Consider the following 15,343-nt stretch of genomic DNA (forward strand, 5'->3'; position numbering starts at 1 on the left):
CGGCCCATAAAAAAGTATGTGTGCCCCGAAGGCTCAGGACCAACCTATGAGGCTTGCGCAGCCGGCAATTCGATGCGCACCCGCAGGCCACCCAGCGGGCTTTCCTGCAGGCTCAGGCGGCCATTCCAGGATTCGACTATGTCACGCACGATGCCGAGCCCAAGGCCGTGCCCGGCCACCTGCTCATCCAGCCTCGCCCCACGCCCGATGACTTCCTCGCGCTTGTCTTCGGCAATTCCGGGGCCATCGTCGTCCACCATCAGGCTGTAACCGCCCTCCCCGCTGCGAATGGTGAGGTTGACCTGGGTTTCCGCCCACTTGCACGCGTTATCCAGCAGGTTACCGAGCAGTTCCAGCAGGTCCTCCCGGTCCCAGGGCAGACGCAAACCCTCGGGGGCGTCCCAGTCCAGGTCCAACCCACGGTCGTGGATCATCGCCAGGGTGGAGAACAGGCCGGGCAACTCCTCGGTGCAATCGAAGTGCGCGCCTGGCAGCGCCTCGCCAGTCAGGCGCGCACGCCCCAACTCGCGCGCCAGACGCTGCTCGATCTGCGCCAATTGCTCAAGCAAGGTCGCGCGCAAGGCGGGTTTATCTTGCAGCTCTTCACGGTCGGCCAGGCTGACCATTACTGCCAACGGCGTCTTCAACGCATGACCAAGGTTACCCAGGGCGTTACGGGAACGCCTGAGGGTGTCCTCGGTGTGATTGAGCAGGTGGTTGACCTGTGCCACCAGGGGCGCCAGTTCTTCGGGAGCGTGGCTGTCCAGCTCACTGCGCTGACCTTGCTGCAACTGTGCAATTTGCTGGCGAACATCCTCCAGTGGACGCAATGCCCGGCGTACTGTGACGCGTTGCAGGGCGAGGATAAGCAGCAACCCGGTCACGCCCAGGGCAAAGCCCGTCCACTGCACCTGACGGAAGCTTTCCAGTATCGGCGTGTAGTCTTGCGCCACGGCAATTCGCACGGGCCGCCCGAAGCGTCGGTAATCGCCGCGCCAAGTCAACAACTCCTGATCAGCGGGCCCTGGCAGCAAGCTATCGGCCAATCCCTTCTGTTGAGGCATCGACAGCTCCGCATCCCAGAGCGAACGGGAACGCCAAGTCTCTTCGCCCAGGTCGATGATGAAATAGCGGCCGGAATAGGGTTGCTGATGGGCAGGATTCAGACGCTTCTCGTCGAGCTGAATCCCATTGGGGCCTCGCACCAGGGCACTTAGCAGCAGCTCGGCTTCGCTGCGCAGGCCTTCGGCCAGGTAGCGCCGCAGCCCCAGGTCGAACAACCACAGACTCGTCTGCGCCAGGACCAGTCCCACCACCAACAACACGCCAACCAGCCCGAGGCTGAGCCGGCGCTGAATCGACCTCATCGGCCCTCACCGGTGAAGCGATAGCCCTGGCCGCGACGGGTTTCGATGACCTCGCGACCCAGCTTGCGGCGCAGGTGATTGACATGCACCTCGATCACATTGGAGTCCCGCTCGGTTTCACCGTCGTAGAGGTGCTCGGCCAGGTGGCTCTTGGACAGGAGCTGACCAGGGTGCAGCATGAAGTAGCGCAGCAGGCGGAACTCGGCGGCGGTCAGTTGGACCTCCTCGCCATTTCGGCTGACACACTGGCGCCCTTCATCCAGCTGCAGACCAGCCGCCTCCAGCTGCGGCTGGTTGGCCAGGCCGTGCGCGCGACGGAGCAGCGCCTGGATGCGCAAGACCAGCTCCTCTGGGTGGAAGGGCTTGGTCAGATAGTCGTCGGCACCCGCCTTGAGCCCTTCAATCCGCTCGGCCCAGGAACCGCGCGCAGTCAAGACCAGTACCGGGGTCGACACGCCACCCGCGCGCCATTCCTGCAGCACCTCCAGCCCCGGCTTACCAGGTAGGCCGAGGTCGAGAATAATCAGGTCATAGGGTTCGCTGGCCCCTTGGTGCAACGCGTCGCGGCCGTCGGCCAGCCAGTCCACGGCGTAGCCTTGGCGACCAAGACTGTTGGTCAGCTCATCGGCCAGGGGTACATGGTCCTCTACCACCAACAACCGCATCAGTCGTCTTCCTCGTCCTTCAGAATGCGCCCGTCGCGGGCATCCAGTTCCAGTTCACGTACCGTGCCATCGGCGGTAACCAGCTCCACCTCGTAAATGTAGACGTCGTCCTCCTCTTCCAGCTCGGCCTCCAGCAGACGCGCCCCGGGGTAAAGCCCCAGGGCGCTGCGCAGAAGCTGGTCGAGGGGCAGGATGACGCCCTCTTCACGGAGCTTGAGGGCCTCGTCCTGATCCAGGTCCCTGGCCACCGCCTCAAGGGCGAAAATGGCCAGAATCAGGGCAATGATCCCACTGTAGCGAAGGATCCAGCGCATCAGTCGTCCTGGTGATCCTTGAGGATCTGACCGTTGGTGGCATCAAGTTCCAGGTCCCACTGCACGCCCTGGGCGTCACGCAGTTCCACCTGATAGACGTAGCGGCCGTATTCTTCTTCCAGTTCGGTTTCGTTGATGGTGCTGCCGGGGTGCTTGGCGATGGCCGCGGCATTGAGTTTCTCGAACGACTGGATGGTACCGGCGTCACGCAACTTCAGGGCTTCGTCCGGGCCGAGATCACGAGCCTGGGCGATACCAGCGGTGGCAGCGAGTGTAGCAATGGCGAACAGGGTAGTGAGTTTCTTCATGAGTCATTTCCTCGGGAGCTTGTGTGCTTTCGATGGGTGCAAGATACCCGGGACGACTTAATTGAAGCTGAATTCGCCTTAACACTTGGGACGGATCATTCACACTCTGAAGAAACTTGGCCTTGACGGGGTCGCCACTATAATCGCTGCCTTGCTTCCAGGAGACTCGCATGAGCGCCATCCAGATAAAGTTTCCCGCCATCACTCTCCGAGCAGGACGTCGCGCCTTGGCGCACATCCGTGGGCAGGGTCTGAAGCCGGCAGATGTCGGCATCCTGCCGGGTGCGGCAGGCGGCCCCAAGGCATTGGGGATCCAGGGCCTGGACCTGGCGCTGTTCGGTGAGTGGCTGCCGCGTACACCGCGTGAGCGCGCCTTGATCGGCGCCTCCATCGGTTCCTGGCGCTTCGCAAGCGCCTGTCTGCCAAACGCTGTCGACGGCATTCGCCGACTGGGCGAGCTGTATACCACCCAGCGATTCCCCAAAGGGGTGAGCATGGCGGAAGTCAGCCGCCTTTGCGGCCTGATGCTGGATGAGCTGCTCCAAGGCCAGGACGCGAAGGTCTTGGCCGCCCCCCATTACCGCCTGAACGTCGTCGTGGTGAAAAGCCACGGCCTGCTTGCCCACGACCGCCGCGGCGCGCTGGGCCTGGGGCTGTCGTCGGTAATCGGCAGCAACCTGCTGGGTCGCCCGCACCTGGCAAGGCACTTCGAGCGGGTCATCCTCCACGATGCCCGCCAGAACCCACCGCTGGCACCGCTGTCCGACTTCCCCTCACGCTTCCACGCACTGGACACGGGGAACCTGCGCCATGCCCTGCTCGCCTCGGGCTCGATCCCCATGGTGATGGAAGGCGTGCGGAATATCCCGGGGGCCGGCCCCGGCACGTACCGCGACGGCGGCTTGCTCGACTACCACCTCGACCTGCCCTACAACCCGGGCGGTGTCGTGCTCTATCCGCATTTCACCGACAAAGTGGTGCCCGGCTGGTTTGACAAAGGGCTGCCCTGGCGCAAGGGCGATGCCGAGCGACTACAGGATGTACTGCTGATTTCTCCCTCGCGCGAGTACCTGGCCACGCTGCCTCATGGCAAACTGCCAGACCGCAAGGACTTCAAGCGATATCTGGGCGACGACGCAGGCCGCGAGCGCTATTGGCGCAAAGCCATGGCAGAGAGCCAGCGCCTGGGCGACGAGTTCCTCGAACTGGTGGACAACGGCAAGCTAGGCGAACGCTTGCAAAACCTCTGACCTCAGACGCACGGAGCGAAGGGAGTACAGGGATGAAACTCGCAGTTGCCATCATCCATGGCATCGGCAACCAGCAGGACACGCAGAATGCGGAGGGACAACACGCATTCGCCCAGGGCCTGATCGCTGGACTGCGCAAACGCCTGGGCGTGGAGGCGGATGACATTGCCTTCCAGTCACTCTATTGGGCGAGCGTGCTGGACAAACGCGAGTTGGACTATCTGGAGAAGCTCGAACACGAGCCGGTTCGCTGGCGCTGGATGCGGCGCATGGTCACCCTCTTCCTCGGTGATGCCAGCGGCTACCGCAAGGTCAGCCAGGCCTACGACACCACCTACGAACAAGTCCACCAGTGTGTGCGCAACGGTCTCAATGCATTGCGCGCCAAGGTCGAGCCGAATACCCCGCTGGTGATACTGGCCCACTCCCTCGGCGGACACATCATCTCCAACTACATTTGGGATCAGCAGAAGCTCAATGCCACACCGAGCTGCCCGCGCGATCCTTTCATTGCCATGGAGACCCTGGCAGGCCTGGTCACCTTCGGCTGCAACATCCCGCTCTTCACCTTCGCCTACGACCCGGTCCAGCCGATCCGTTTTCCAGGCCACTGTCTCGATGAACGCCTGACGCGCTCGGCACGCTGGCTGAACGTCTACGCGCCGGCCGACTTGCTCGGTTACCCGCTGCGTCCAGTGCAAGGCTACGCTGCCGTGGTGCATGAAGACCGCCCCATGGCAGTGGGCTCCTGGTTTCGGCGCCACACGCCGCTGAGCCATCTGGAGTACTGGAACGACGCGCGTTTCCAAGACTATCTGGCCCGCCACCTGCGCGAGCTGCTGCAGTCCTGCGGCCGTCCGGCGCCGGTACCTCAGCCCGGCCTACCGTCCAGCCTCGGGGTGCACAGCAGCACCGCGTAGTGCCGCAGGAACAGCGCGAAGGCCACCGCCCAGCACAGGCCCGCCAGCCAGAACGCCGGACTGCCCAGCAGCGGAAGCAGCAGCACACGGGCGACGGCTCCCAGATTGAGCAACGCGAATGCCGGCCCCATTGCGCGAGGCGCGTCCAAGGGACGACCACTATGCCCCAGGCTGACCCGCGCGATCATCGCCAGGATCAGTCCCCCCATGGCCCCGACACCTAGCGCGTGCTGGGCCAGGCTCGGATTGCCCAGCAGATCGAGGTGCCAAGCCGCCAGCGCCAGGGGCGCCGCGGACAGCCAGGCAAAGGCCAGGTGCAGCGGCCAGAGCAGCGTCACCCGCCAGACGCCAGCGTCGTACCAGCGCGCCAGGCGCAGCAGGTTGCCGAGGCCCGGCAGCAAGCAGAGGATCGCCAGCCAAGGTGATCGCTGCAGGCCGGAGCCCGCCGCGAAGCTGGCAGCCAGGAGGACGCTACCCGCCAGGCAGCTCCAGTCCAGCCAGGGCCAGGCCTTGGCCTGCTGGGTGCGGTCCAGGCCACGCTGTGTGAAGAACGGAATCACCCTCCCGCCGATCAGCCCCATCAACGCCGCCACCAGCCAGAGCGCCGCCAGTACGCCCTGGCGCTCCAAGGCTTCGTTGCCGACAGCCAGCCCCCAGAGCACTAGGGCATCGGCCGCCGCCAGCAGGCTCAGGACCAGCACCACCGGGTAGTTGTTACGCTGGCGCACGCTCCACAGGCTGCGCAGCAGCACAAGGGCCACGGCAGGGAGGAAGGCCAGCTCCAGGGGGATCAGCAGCGTCAGAGGCGCGCCCAGCACCCAGGCCAGGCGGGCGGCCAACCAGAGCAGCGCCAGGCCGGCCAGGGCACGACCGCGCAAGCCGGGATTGCCGGTCCAGTTCTGTACGGCAGTGAGGAGGAAGCCGGCAATGATGGCGCCGCCGAAGCCGAACACCATTTCGTGGCGGTGCCAGGCGAGCCAGCCACCCGCCGGTTGCCAGGGGCCGAGCCGGCCGTGGAGGGCCATCAACCAGAGCGGCACGGCCAAGAGTGCGAAGGCCGTGCCGAAGAGAAAGAAGGGACGGAAGCCCAGGCGCCAGATCGGCCTGATCGCCAGCTCCCGCGAAGCATCAAGCAGTTGCACAGGCCAGCTCCCGTTGCTCCTTGCGCATCTGGTACTGGGCGGTCAGACGCATCACATAACCCAGCTTGATCAGGGTCGGCCCGAGGATCGACAGGCCGTGGGCGCCAACCAGCATCAGCAGGCCCAGGTGCGCTTCCAGATAGTAGGCCCCGACGATGCCGAGCAGCAGTTGGGCCAGGCCGGCCCAAAGGAACATGTGGGAGAGTTGCAGCAGGCGTTGGGGGCATCCGAACAGACTGGTCATGATCTCGCACTCCTCGTTAGGTTGCCCGGCGCTCCTTGGCGCCGGGCGATTGGGGTCAGGCCTCCAGCGCAGCGGCCGGTCCGAAGAACTCGTAGCGGCTCTGGGCTTCCGGTACACCGAGTTCGCGCAGGTGCTTCTTGACCTGGGCCATGAAGCCTTTCGGGCCCAGGAAGTAGGCATCCAAGTCACGCTCGGCGGGCAGCCACTGGGCCAGCCGCTCGCGACTCAGAAATCCGGTGGCATGGGGCTGGTCATCCGCATGGGGCTCGCTGTAGCAGAAGAAGTGGTTGAGCTGAGGGATGGCCGCGGCCTTCGCTTCGATCCAGTCGCGGAAGGCATGCACCGCACCGTTGCGCGCGCAATGGATGAAGTGGATCGGACGGCCACTGTCCTGGGCGGCTTCCAGCATCGCCAGGGCTGGGGTGATGCCGACACCGGCGGTGATCAGCACCAGGGGCTTCTGACTCGGTCGCAGGATGAAGTCGCCGGCCGGCGCAAAGAGCTCCAGCAGGTCCCCTTCCTGGACACGGTCATGGAGGAAGTTGGACACCTTGCCGCCTGCCTCGCGCTTGACGCTGATGCGATAGTCGCGGCCGTTCGGGGCGGCCGACAGCGAGTAGTTGCGGCGCGCTTCCTCACCATCGATATCCAGGCGCAGGCCGATGAACTGACCGGGGGTGAAGTCCATCACCGCGCCGCCGTCTGCCGGCACAAAGTAGAAGGAGGTGATCTCCGCGCTTTCCTGCACCTTGCGCTCGACGCAGAAGCTGCGGCCACCACGCCAGCCACCGACGGCATGGGCGCTCGCGGCATACACTTCTTCCTCGGCGCCGATCAGCAGGCCGGCCAGCAGGTTGTAGGCATCGCCCCAGGCGGAGATGACTTCGTCGGTGGCGATCTCGTCGCCCAGCACTTCGCGGATGGCGCGCAGCAGGCAGGTGCCGACGATCGGGTAGTGCTCCGGCAGAATCTGCAGGGCAACGTGCTTGGCGACGATGCGGTTCACCAGCGGGCCCAGCACTTCAAGTTGGTCGATGTGGCGGGCGTACATCAGCACGCCGTTGGCGAGGGCGCGGGCCTGGTCGCCGCTGGCCTGGTGGGCCTGGTTGAACAGCGGGCGAACTTCCGGATACTCGGACAGCATCATCTTGTAGAAGTGGGTGGTCAGGGCTTCGCCGCCGGTTTCCAGCAGGGGGACGGTGGACTTGACGATGGCGCGAACTTGGCTGGACAGCATGTTGGGACTCCGTTATCGGGTTGGTTCGTTCTGCACCTTCTAATCCATCATTCGTGCCAATTTTTTAGCCCTTATAAATCAATAACTTATGACTTATCGAGTTTTTCTGACTACACTTGCGAACAAGTCATAACGACATATCGGAGTCATAATGACACCCCATCCGCTGCTGCAGACTCTGATTCCGCTGGTCAGCGATCTGTCCCGAGAACTCCCGGAGCGCGAACGCTATCGGCGCCTGCTGGAGGCCCTGCGCGGGCTCCTGCCGTGCGACGCCACCGCCCTCCTCCGTCTGGACGGCGACCAGTTGGTGCCCATGGCCGTAGACGGTCTCAGCCAGGACACACTGGGAAGACGCTTCAAGGTGTCCGAACACCCCAGGCTGCAAGCCTTGATGGAGGGTCGTGGCGTTACCCGCTTCGCAGCTGACTGCGGCCTGCCCGACCCCTACGACGGTTTGGTGGAAGGCCGCCAGGAACATCTGGAAGTACACGATTGCATGGGCTGCCCGCTCTACCTCGACGATCGCCCCTGGGGTGTCCTGACTCTCGACGCAATGGATCCGTCGCGTTTCGACGGGCAGGACCTGGACGTTCTCGAGGATTTCGCCAGCCTGGCGGCCGCCACGGTTAAAGCGGCCGAGCGCATGGACACCCTAACGCGTCGCGCCCAGGACGAGCAGCAGTTAGCAGAAATCTACCGCCAAGCCGCCGGGCAGGTCCGTCCGCAAGAGATGATCGGTCAGAGCGCCACCCACAAGGCGCTGGTGGAGGAAATCAAGCTGGTAGGTGGCAGCGAGCTAACGGTACTGATCAGCGGCGAAACTGGAGTCGGCAAGGAACTGGTCGCTCAATCCATCCATAGCCGCTCCCTGCGCTCCCGACACCCCATGATCAGCCTCAACTGTGCCGCCCTGCCCGATACCCTGGTCGAGAGTGAGTTGTTCGGCCATGTACGAGGCGCTTTCTCTGGTGCCGTGAACGAGCGCAAGGGCAAGTTCGAACTGGCCGATGAAGGCACCCTGTTTCTCGATGAGGTCGGCGAGTTGCCCCTGGCGATCCAGGCCAAGCTGCTGCGGGTGCTACAGAGCGGACAATTGCAGCGGGTCGGCTCGGATCGCGAGCACCGAGTCAATGTGCGGGTCATCGCAGCCACCAACCGCGACCTCGCCGAGGAAGTGCGTTCCGGCCGTTTCCGGGCAGACCTCTATCACCGGCTCAGCGTCTACCCACTGCGCGTTCCTCCCCTTCGGGAGCGCGGACGCGACGTCTTGCTGCTGACGGGATACTTCCTCGAAGAGAATCGCGCCAGGCTTGGCTTGCGCAGCCTGCGTCTCAGCCAGGATGCCCAAGCGGCGCTGCTCGGCTACGACTGGCCTGGCAATGTACGGGAGCTTGAGCACCTGATCGGCCGCGCTGCTCTCAAGGCCCTGGCGGCCTGCACCGAGCGCCCCCGAATCCTCACCCTGACAGCCAGCGATCTCGCACTGCCTGGCAACCAGAGCTCGGCAACCATGCGCCCGGTGGAGGAACCGGAGTTTGCAGCGGTCGGCGATCTACGTGAGGCAGTGGACCACTACCAGCGCCAGTTGATCACCGCGAGCCTGGAGCGCCAGGCACAGAACTGGGCTGCAGCTGCCCGCGAACTGGGCCTGGATCGCGCCAATCTGCTGCGCCTCGCCAAGCGTCTGGGCATCAGGTGAAGCGCTGGCTCGTCCGGCAACGTCTGTCTTTTCGGTCAGGCCGCCAGAGAGCTGGTAAAATCGAGGCTTTCCAGCTTTGACCGGAACACCGGCCATCATCTCAAGAGCGTTACTCACGTGGAAATTTTCAAGGAATTCATTTTCGAAGCCGCGCACCGGCTCCCTCACGTTCCCGCGGGTCACAAGTGCGGCCGCCTGCACGGTCACTCCTTCCGTGTGGCCATCTATATCGAGGGAGAGCCCGATCCCTATACCGGCTGGATCCGCGACTTTTCCGAGCTCAAGGCGATCTTCAAGCCACTCTACGAGCAGCTCGATCACAACTACCTCAACGAAATCCCCGGCCTGGAAAACCCCACCAGCGAAGTCCTCGCCAAATGGATCTGGCAAGAGCTCAAGCCCTTGCTCCCGGAGCTCTCACGCATTCGCATCCACGAGACCTGCACCAGTGGCTGCGAATACCGCGGCGACTGACAGAGCATCAGAAATGCAAAAGGCCACCTTATTAGGTGGCCTTTTTACTGGAAACAGCCGCCAGATCACTCGCATCCGCAGCCCTGCTCGTCGATGCAAACTTTCCCGCGCCCAAAGACAAACCCCCGACCCGCTTTCGCGGATCGGGGGTTTGAGATAAGAGCTTGACGATGACCTACTCTCACATGGAGAAGCTCCACACTACCATCGGCGATGCGTCGTTTCACTGCTGAGTTCGGGATGGGATCAGGTGGTTCCAACGCTCTATGGTCGTCAAGCAATTCGGTTGGGATCTCGTCGTGCGACGCAATCCCGAAATCTATGGCTTTCACTAATAGACAAACCCCCGACCCGCTTACGCGGATCGGGGGTTTGGGATAGAAGCTTGACGATGACCTACTCTCACATGGAGAAGCTCCACACTACCATCGGCGATGCGTCGTTTCACTGCTGAGTTCGGGATGGGATCAGGTGGTTCCAACGCTCTATGGTCGTCAAGCAATTCGGTTGGGGTAGCGTCTGGGACGCGACCCCGAATCAGGTATGTGACAGTCTGTTTTTGCGGTTCAGGCCAATTTTCGGTCTGTCGACTTCAACCAGTCGCACCCACAATCACCAGATTGTTTGGGTGTTATATGGTCAAGCCTCACGGGCAATTAGTATTGGTTAGCTCAACGCCTCACAGCGCTTACACACCCAACCTATCAACGTCGTAGTCTTCGACGGCCCTTTAGGGGATTCAAGATCCCAGTGAGATCTCATCTTGAGGCGAGTTTCCCGCTTAGATGCTTTCAGCGGTTATCTCTTCCGAACATAGCTACCCGGCAATGCCACTGGCGTGACAACCGGAACACCAGAGGTTCGTCCACTCCGGTCCTCTCGTACTAGGAGCAGCCCCTCTCAAATCTCAAACGTCCACGGCAGATAGGGACCGAACTGTCTCACGACGTTCTAAACCCAGCTCGCGTACCACTTTAAATGGCGAACAGCCATACCCTTGGGACCGGCTTCAGCCCCAGGATGTGATGAGCCGACATCGAGGTGCCAAACACCGCCGTCGATATGAACTCTTGGGCGGTATCAGCCTGTTATCCCCGGAGTACCTTTTATCCGTTGAGCGATGGCCCTTCCATACAGAACCACCGGATCACTAAGACCTACTTTCGTACCTGCTCGACGTGTCTGTCTCGCAGTCAAGCGCGCTTTTGCCTTTATACTCTACGACCGATTTCCGACCGGTCTGAGCGCACCTTCGTACTCCTCCGTTACTCTTTAGGAGGAGACCGCCCCAGTCAAACTGCCCACCATACACTGTCCTCGATCCGGATGACGGACCAGAGTTAGAACCTCAAGCATGCCAGGGTGGTATTTCAAGGATGGCTCCACGAGAACTGGCGTCCTCGCTTCAAAGCCTCCCACCTATCCTACACAAGCAGGCTCAAAGTCCAGTGCAAAGCTACAGTAAAGGTTCACGGGGTCTTTCCGTCTAGCCGCGGATACACTGCATCTTCACAGCGATTTCAATTTCACTGAGTCTCGGGTGGAGACAGCGCCGCCATCGTTACGCCATTCGTGCAGGTCGGAACTTACCCGACAAGGAATTTCGCTACCTTAGGACCGTTATAGTTACGGCCGCCGTTTACCGGGGCTTCGATCAAGAGCTTCGCTTGCGCTAACCCCATCAATTAACCTTCCGGCACCGGGCAGGCGTCACACCCTATACGTCCACTTTCGTGTTTGCAGAGTGCTGTGTTTTTAATAAACAGTCGCAGCGGCCTGGTATCTTCGACCGGCATGGGCTTACGCAGTAAATGCTTCACCCTCACCGGCGCACCTTCTCCCGAAGTTACGGTGCCATTTTGCCTAGTTCCTTCACCCGAGTTCTCTCAAGCGCCTTGGTATTCTCTACCCAACCACCTGTGTCGGTTTGGGGTACGGTTCCTAGTTATCTGAAGCTTAGAGGCTTTTCCTGGAAGCATGGCATCAACCACTTCGTGTCCTAAAAGAACACTCGTCATCAGCTCTCGGCCTTGAACACCCGGATTTGCCTAAGTGTTCGGCCTACCACCTTAAACTTGGACAACCAACGCCAAGCTGGCCTAGCCTTCTCCGTCCCCCCATCGCAATAACTAGAAGTACGGGAATATTAACCCGTTTCCCATCGACTACGCATTTCTGCCTCGCCTTAGGGGCCGACTCACCCTGCGTCGATTAACGTTGCGCAGGAACCCTTGGTCTTTCGGCGTGGGTGTTTTTCACACCCATTGTCGTTACTCATGTCAGCATTCGCACTTCTGATACCTCCAGCAAGCTTCTCAACTCACCTTCACAGGCTTACAGAACGCTCCTCTACCGCTCGTCTTACGACGAACCCGTAGCTTCGGTGTGTAGTTTGAGCCCCGTTACATCTTCCGCGCAGGCCGACTCGACTAGTGAGCTATTACGCTTTCTTTAAAGGGTGGCTGCTTCTAAGCCAACCTCCTAGCTGTCTAAGCCTTCCCACATCGTTTCCCACTTAACTACAACTTTGGGACCTTAGCTGACGGTCTGGGTTGTTTCCCTTTTCACGACGGACGTTAGCACCCGCCGTGTGTCTCCCACGCTGACACTTCCAGGTATTCGGAGTTTGCATCGGTTTGGTAAGTCGGGATGACCCCCTAGCCGAAACAGTGCTCTACCCCCTGGAGTGATACGTGAGGCGCTACCTAAATAGCTTTCGAGGAGAACCAGCTATCTCCGAGCTTGATTAGCCTTTCACTCCGATCCACAGGTCATCCGCTAACTTTTCAACGGTAGTCGGTTCGGTCCTCCAGTCAGTGTTACCTAACCTTCAACCTGCCCATGGATAGATCGCCCGGTTTCGGGTCTATACCCAGCGACTAAACGCCCTATTAAGACTCGCTTTCGCTACGCCTCCCCTATTCGGTTAAGCTCGCCACTGAATATAAGTCGCTGACCCATTATACAAAAGGTACGCAGTCACCTAACAAAGTAGGCTCCCACTGCTTGTACGCATACGGTTTCAGGTTCTATTTCACTCCCCTCTCCGGGGTTCTTTTCGCCTTTCCCTCACGGTACTGGTTCACTATCGGTCAGTCAGTAGTATTTAGCCTTGGAGGATGGTCCCCCCATATTCAGACAAAGTTTCACGTGCTCCGTCCTACTCGATTTCACTTCCTGGACCCTTTCGCGTACGGGGCTATCACCCACTATGGCCGCACTTTCCAGAGCGTTCCGCTAAAATCCAAGAAGCTTAAGGGCTAATCCCCGTTCGCTCGCCACTACTAAGGGAATCTCGGTTGATTTCTGTTCCTCAGGGTACTTAGATGTTTCAGTTCCCCTGGTTCGCCTCTTGCACCTATGGATTCAGTACAAGATACCTAGGTTATCCTAGGTGGGTTCCCCCATTCAGAGATCTCCGGATCAAAGTCTGTTTGCCGACTCCCCGAAGCTTATCGCAGGCTACCACGTCTTTCATCGCCTCTGACTGCCAAGGCATCCACCGTATGCGCTTCTTCACTTGACCATATAACCCCAAGCAATCTGCCTGCGATCATAGGGGTGAAGACGACATTCGCCGAAAATTCGCGCTTGAACTCGCAAATTTTACCTTGAATTATTGAGTGCAGTGAAACACTCAACAAGTCACTTCTATCACATACCCGAATTTTTAAAGAACGATTCTGAAACAAAGTCCAGAATTCAATACCCCACACGGGATACTCAATTCTGAGCTCTTGGTCTGCCTAACTGAGAGTGGTGGAGCCAAGGAGGATCGAACTCCTGACCTCCTGCGTGCAAAGCAGGCGCTCTCCCAGCTGAGCTATGGCCCCAATGTCAACCGGTCATACGACCCCGCGACAATTGGTGGGTCTGGGCAGATTCGAACTGCCGACCTCACCCTTATCAGGGGTGCGCTCTAACCAACTGAGCTACAGACCCAATCGCCTTCGCAATTGAATCAAGCAATTCGTGTGGGAACTTATGAAGAAGCTGATGTCTTCGATTAAGGAGGTGATCCAGCCGCAGGTTCCCCTACGGCTACCTTGTTACGACTTCACCCCAGTCATGAATCACTCCGTGGTAACCGTCCCCCTTGCGGTTAGACTAGCTACTTCTGGAGCAACCCACTCCCATGGTGTGACGGGCGGTGTGTACAAGGCCCGGGAACGTATTCACCGTGACATTCTGATTCACGATTACTAGCGATTCCGACTTCACGCAGTCGAGTTGCAGACTGCGATCCGGACTACGATCGGTTTTATGGGATTAGCTCCACCTCGCGGCTTGGCAACCCTTTGTACCGACCATTGTAGCACGTGTGTAGCCCTGGCCGTAAGGGCCATGATGACTTGACGTCATCCCCACCTTCCTCCGGTTTGTCACCGGCAGTCTCCTTAGAGTGCCCACCATAACGTGCTGGTAACTAAGGACAAGGGTTGCGCTCGTTACGGGACTTAACCCAACATCTCACGACACGAGCTGACGACAGCCATGCAGCACCTGTGTCTGAGTTCCCGAAGGCACCAATCCATCTCTGGAAAGTTCTCAGCATGTCAAGGCCAGGTAAGGTTCTTCGCGTTGCTTCGAATTAAACCACATGCTCCACCGCTTGTGCGGGCCCCCGTCAATTCATTTGAGTTTTAACCTTGCGGCCGTACTCCCCAGGCGGTCGACTTATCGCGTTAGCTGCGCCACTAAGTTCTCAAGGAACCCAACGGCTAGTCGACATCGTTTACGGCGTGGACTACCAGGGTATCTAATCCTGTTTGCTCCCCACGCTTTCGCACCTCAGTGTCAGTATCAGTCCAGGTGGTCGCCTTCGCCACTGGTGTTCCTTCCTATATCTACGCATTTCACCGCTACACAGGAAATTCCACCACCCTCTACCGTACTCTAGCTCAGTAGTTTTGGATGCAGTTCCCAGGTTGAGCCCGGGGCTTTCACATCCAACTTGCTGAACCACCTACGCGCGCTTTACGCCCAGTAATTCCGATTAACGCTTGCACCCTTCGTATTACCGCGGCTGCTGGCACGAAGTTAGCCGGTGCTTATTCTGTTGGTAACGTCAAAACAGCAAGATATTAGCTTACTGCCCTTCCTCCCAACTTAAAGTGCTTTACAATCCGAAGACCTTCTTCACACACGCGGCATGGCTGGATCAGGCTTTCGCCCATTGTCCAATATTCCCCACTGCTGCCTCCCGTAGGAGTCTGGACCGTGTCTCAGTTCCAGTGTGACTGATCATCCTCTCAGACCAGTTACGGATCGTCGCCTTGGTGAGCCATTACCTCACCAACTAGCTAATCCGACCTAGGCTCATCTGATAGCGCGAGGTCCGAAGATCCCCCGCTTTCTCCCGTAGGACGTATGCGGTATTAGCGTCCGTTTCCGAACGTTATCCCCCACTACCAGGCAGATTCCTAGGCATTACTCACCCGTCCGCCGCTCGCCGGCATCCCGAAGGACCCGCTGCCGCTCGACTTGCATGTGTTAGGCCTGCCGCCAGCGTTCAATCTGAGCCATGATCAAACTCTTCAGTTCAATACTGCTTGGGTTTTGAGAAAACCCTAAACTTGGCTCAGCAATCGCAAATAAACTCTCGAATTCACGAGTGTTACTTGTGATGCTGATAATCAGTTGACTATCAGTCTTACCTCACAAGCACCCACACGAATTGCTTGATTCAGTTGTTAAAGAGCGTTTCGATCAAGTCTTTC

The 15,343-nt window shown here is 59.9% G+C and carries 11 protein-coding genes, 2 tRNA genes and 4 rRNA genes; 4 read left to right on the forward strand and 13 right to left on the reverse strand.

The genetic code is table 11. The annotated features are described in order from the left end of the window. Nucleotides 1-44 precede the first annotated feature (44 nt). The 4 genes from E8F20_RS26165 to E8F20_RS26180 are packed head-to-tail and all read right to left on the reverse strand — an operon-like array spanning nt 45 to nt 2,654. The gene (locus E8F20_RS26165; protein WP_280286345.1) at nt 45-1,367 is read right to left on the reverse strand and encodes an ATP-binding protein; all 1,323 of its coding nucleotides are present in this window, start codon (nt 1,365-1,367) and stop codon (nt 45-47) included. Further along, nucleotides 1,364-2,032, reverse strand: coding sequence for a response regulator transcription factor (locus tag E8F20_RS26170; RefSeq protein ID WP_280286346.1), 669 nt, complete (start codon nt 2,030-2,032; stop codon nt 1,364-1,366). Before E8F20_RS26170 ends, E8F20_RS26165 begins: the two co-directional genes overlap by 4 nt. Beyond that, nucleotides 2,032-2,346, reverse strand: coding sequence for a PepSY domain-containing protein (locus tag E8F20_RS26175; RefSeq protein ID WP_028630472.1), 315 nt, complete (start codon nt 2,344-2,346; stop codon nt 2,032-2,034). Before E8F20_RS26175 ends, E8F20_RS26170 begins: the two co-directional genes overlap by 1 nt. Beyond that, nucleotides 2,346-2,654: a PepSY domain-containing protein gene (locus E8F20_RS26180; protein ID WP_280286347.1), complete on the reverse strand. Its 309-nt coding sequence runs from the start codon at nt 2,652-2,654 to the stop codon at nt 2,346-2,348. Before E8F20_RS26180 ends, E8F20_RS26175 begins: the two co-directional genes overlap by 1 nt. A 170-nt stretch (nt 2,655-2,824) precedes the next feature. On the opposite strand from E8F20_RS26180, the gene E8F20_RS26185 reads away from it, so the two are divergent. Together E8F20_RS26185 and E8F20_RS26190 are read left to right on the forward strand one after the other, a co-directional pair. Beyond that, entirely contained in the window at nt 2,825-3,904 is a 1,080-nt protein-coding gene (locus E8F20_RS26185; protein WP_280286348.1) for a patatin-like phospholipase family protein, read from the forward strand. A 32-nt stretch (nt 3,905-3,936) separates the two neighbouring features. After that, nucleotides 3,937-4,824, forward strand: coding sequence for a hypothetical protein (locus E8F20_RS26190; RefSeq protein WP_280286349.1), 888 nt, complete (start codon nt 3,937-3,939; stop codon nt 4,822-4,824). Here E8F20_RS26190 and E8F20_RS26195 read toward each other — a convergent pair. From E8F20_RS26195 to hmpA, 3 genes are read right to left on the reverse strand one after another with little or no spacing between them, the layout of a single operon-like run. After that, nucleotides 4,776-5,966, reverse strand: a complete 1,191-nt coding sequence (locus E8F20_RS26195) for an NnrS family protein (protein WP_280286350.1) — start codon at nt 5,964-5,966, stop codon at nt 4,776-4,778. The two genes, E8F20_RS26190 and E8F20_RS26195, sit on opposite strands and share 49 nt — an antisense overlap. Continuing rightward, the gene (locus E8F20_RS26200) at nt 5,953-6,210 is read right to left on the reverse strand and encodes a transmembrane sensor/regulator PpyR (protein ID WP_280286351.1); all 258 of its coding nucleotides are present in this window, start codon (nt 6,208-6,210) and stop codon (nt 5,953-5,955) included. Before E8F20_RS26200 ends, E8F20_RS26195 begins: the two co-directional genes overlap by 14 nt. A gap of 55 nt (nt 6,211-6,265) precedes the next feature. Next, nucleotides 6,266-7,447 carry an NO-inducible flavohemoprotein gene (hmpA, locus tag E8F20_RS26205; protein ID WP_280286352.1) on the reverse strand — a complete coding sequence of 394 codons (1,182 nt, stop codon included), beginning with the start codon at nt 7,445-7,447 and terminating at the stop codon, nt 6,266-6,268. 151 nt (nt 7,448-7,598) lie between these two features. Here hmpA and norR point away from each other — a divergent pair, with 151 nt between their 5' ends. Then, nucleotides 7,599-9,149: a nitric oxide reductase transcriptional regulator NorR gene (gene norR / locus E8F20_RS26210; protein ID WP_280286353.1), complete on the forward strand. Its 1,551-nt coding sequence runs from the start codon at nt 7,599-7,601 to the stop codon at nt 9,147-9,149. A gap of 117 nt (nt 9,150-9,266) precedes the next feature. Then, a complete protein-coding gene (gene queD, locus E8F20_RS26215; protein ID WP_036997744.1) occupies nt 9,267-9,623 on the forward strand; it encodes a 6-carboxytetrahydropterin synthase QueD in 357 nt (118 codons plus the stop codon). A gap of 162 nt (nt 9,624-9,785) precedes the next feature. On the opposite strand, the gene rrf (E8F20_RS26220) is transcribed toward queD, so the two are convergent. From rrf (E8F20_RS26220) to E8F20_RS26245, 6 genes are all read right to left on the reverse strand, one after another. Continuing rightward, nucleotides 9,786-9,901: ribosomal RNA gene (rrf, locus tag E8F20_RS26220) — 5S ribosomal RNA — on the reverse strand. Between the two features lie 105 nt (nt 9,902-10,006). Beyond that, a 5S ribosomal RNA gene (gene rrf / locus E8F20_RS26225) occupies nt 10,007-10,122 on the reverse strand. A gap of 136 nt (nt 10,123-10,258) precedes the next feature. Then, a 23S ribosomal RNA gene (locus E8F20_RS26230) occupies nt 10,259-13,149 on the reverse strand. 231 nt (nt 13,150-13,380) lie between these two features. Next, nucleotides 13,381-13,456, reverse strand: a tRNA-Ala gene (locus tag E8F20_RS26235). A 32-nt stretch (nt 13,457-13,488) separates the two neighbouring features. Continuing rightward, nucleotides 13,489-13,565 (reverse strand) — tRNA-Ile (locus tag E8F20_RS26240). A gap of 65 nt (nt 13,566-13,630) precedes the next feature. Continuing rightward, nucleotides 13,631-15,167: ribosomal RNA gene (locus tag E8F20_RS26245) — 16S ribosomal RNA — on the reverse strand. Together the 16S, 23S and 5S rRNA genes with 2 tRNA genes alongside form the textbook arrangement of a ribosomal RNA operon. Nucleotides 15,168-15,343: the final 176 nt, after the last annotated feature.

It is taken from the genome of Pseudomonas sp. BN415 (assembly GCF_029871195.1).
In the GTDB taxonomy this organism is placed as follows: Bacteria; Pseudomonadota; Gammaproteobacteria; order Pseudomonadales; family Pseudomonadaceae; genus Metapseudomonas; species Metapseudomonas resinovorans.

Coding starts and splice junctions, on each gene's coding strand:
- hmpA (WP_280286352.1), bottom strand. CDS start 7,447: ATGCTGTCCAGCCAAGTTCGCGCCATCGTCAAGTCCACCGTCCCCCTG.
- norR (WP_280286353.1), top strand. CDS start 7,599: ATGACACCCCATCCGCTGCTGCAGACTCTGATTCCGCTGGTCAGCGAT.
- E8F20_RS26170 (WP_280286346.1), bottom strand. CDS start 2,032: ATGCGGTTGTTGGTGGTAGAGGACCATGTACCCCTGGCCGATGAGCTG.
- E8F20_RS26200 (WP_280286351.1), bottom strand. CDS start 6,210: ATGACCAGTCTGTTCGGATGCCCCCAACGCCTGCTGCAACTCTCCCAC.
- E8F20_RS26190 (WP_280286349.1), top strand. CDS start 3,937: ATGAAACTCGCAGTTGCCATCATCCATGGCATCGGCAACCAGCAGGAC.
- E8F20_RS26175 (WP_028630472.1), bottom strand. CDS start 2,346: ATGCGCTGGATCCTTCGCTACAGTGGGATCATTGCCCTGATTCTGGCC.
- E8F20_RS26180 (WP_280286347.1), bottom strand. CDS start 2,654: ATGAAGAAACTCACTACCCTGTTCGCCATTGCTACACTCGCTGCCACC.
- E8F20_RS26165 (WP_280286345.1), bottom strand. CDS start 1,367: ATGAGGTCGATTCAGCGCCGGCTCAGCCTCGGGCTGGTTGGCGTGTTG.
- E8F20_RS26185 (WP_280286348.1), top strand. CDS start 2,825: ATGAGCGCCATCCAGATAAAGTTTCCCGCCATCACTCTCCGAGCAGGA.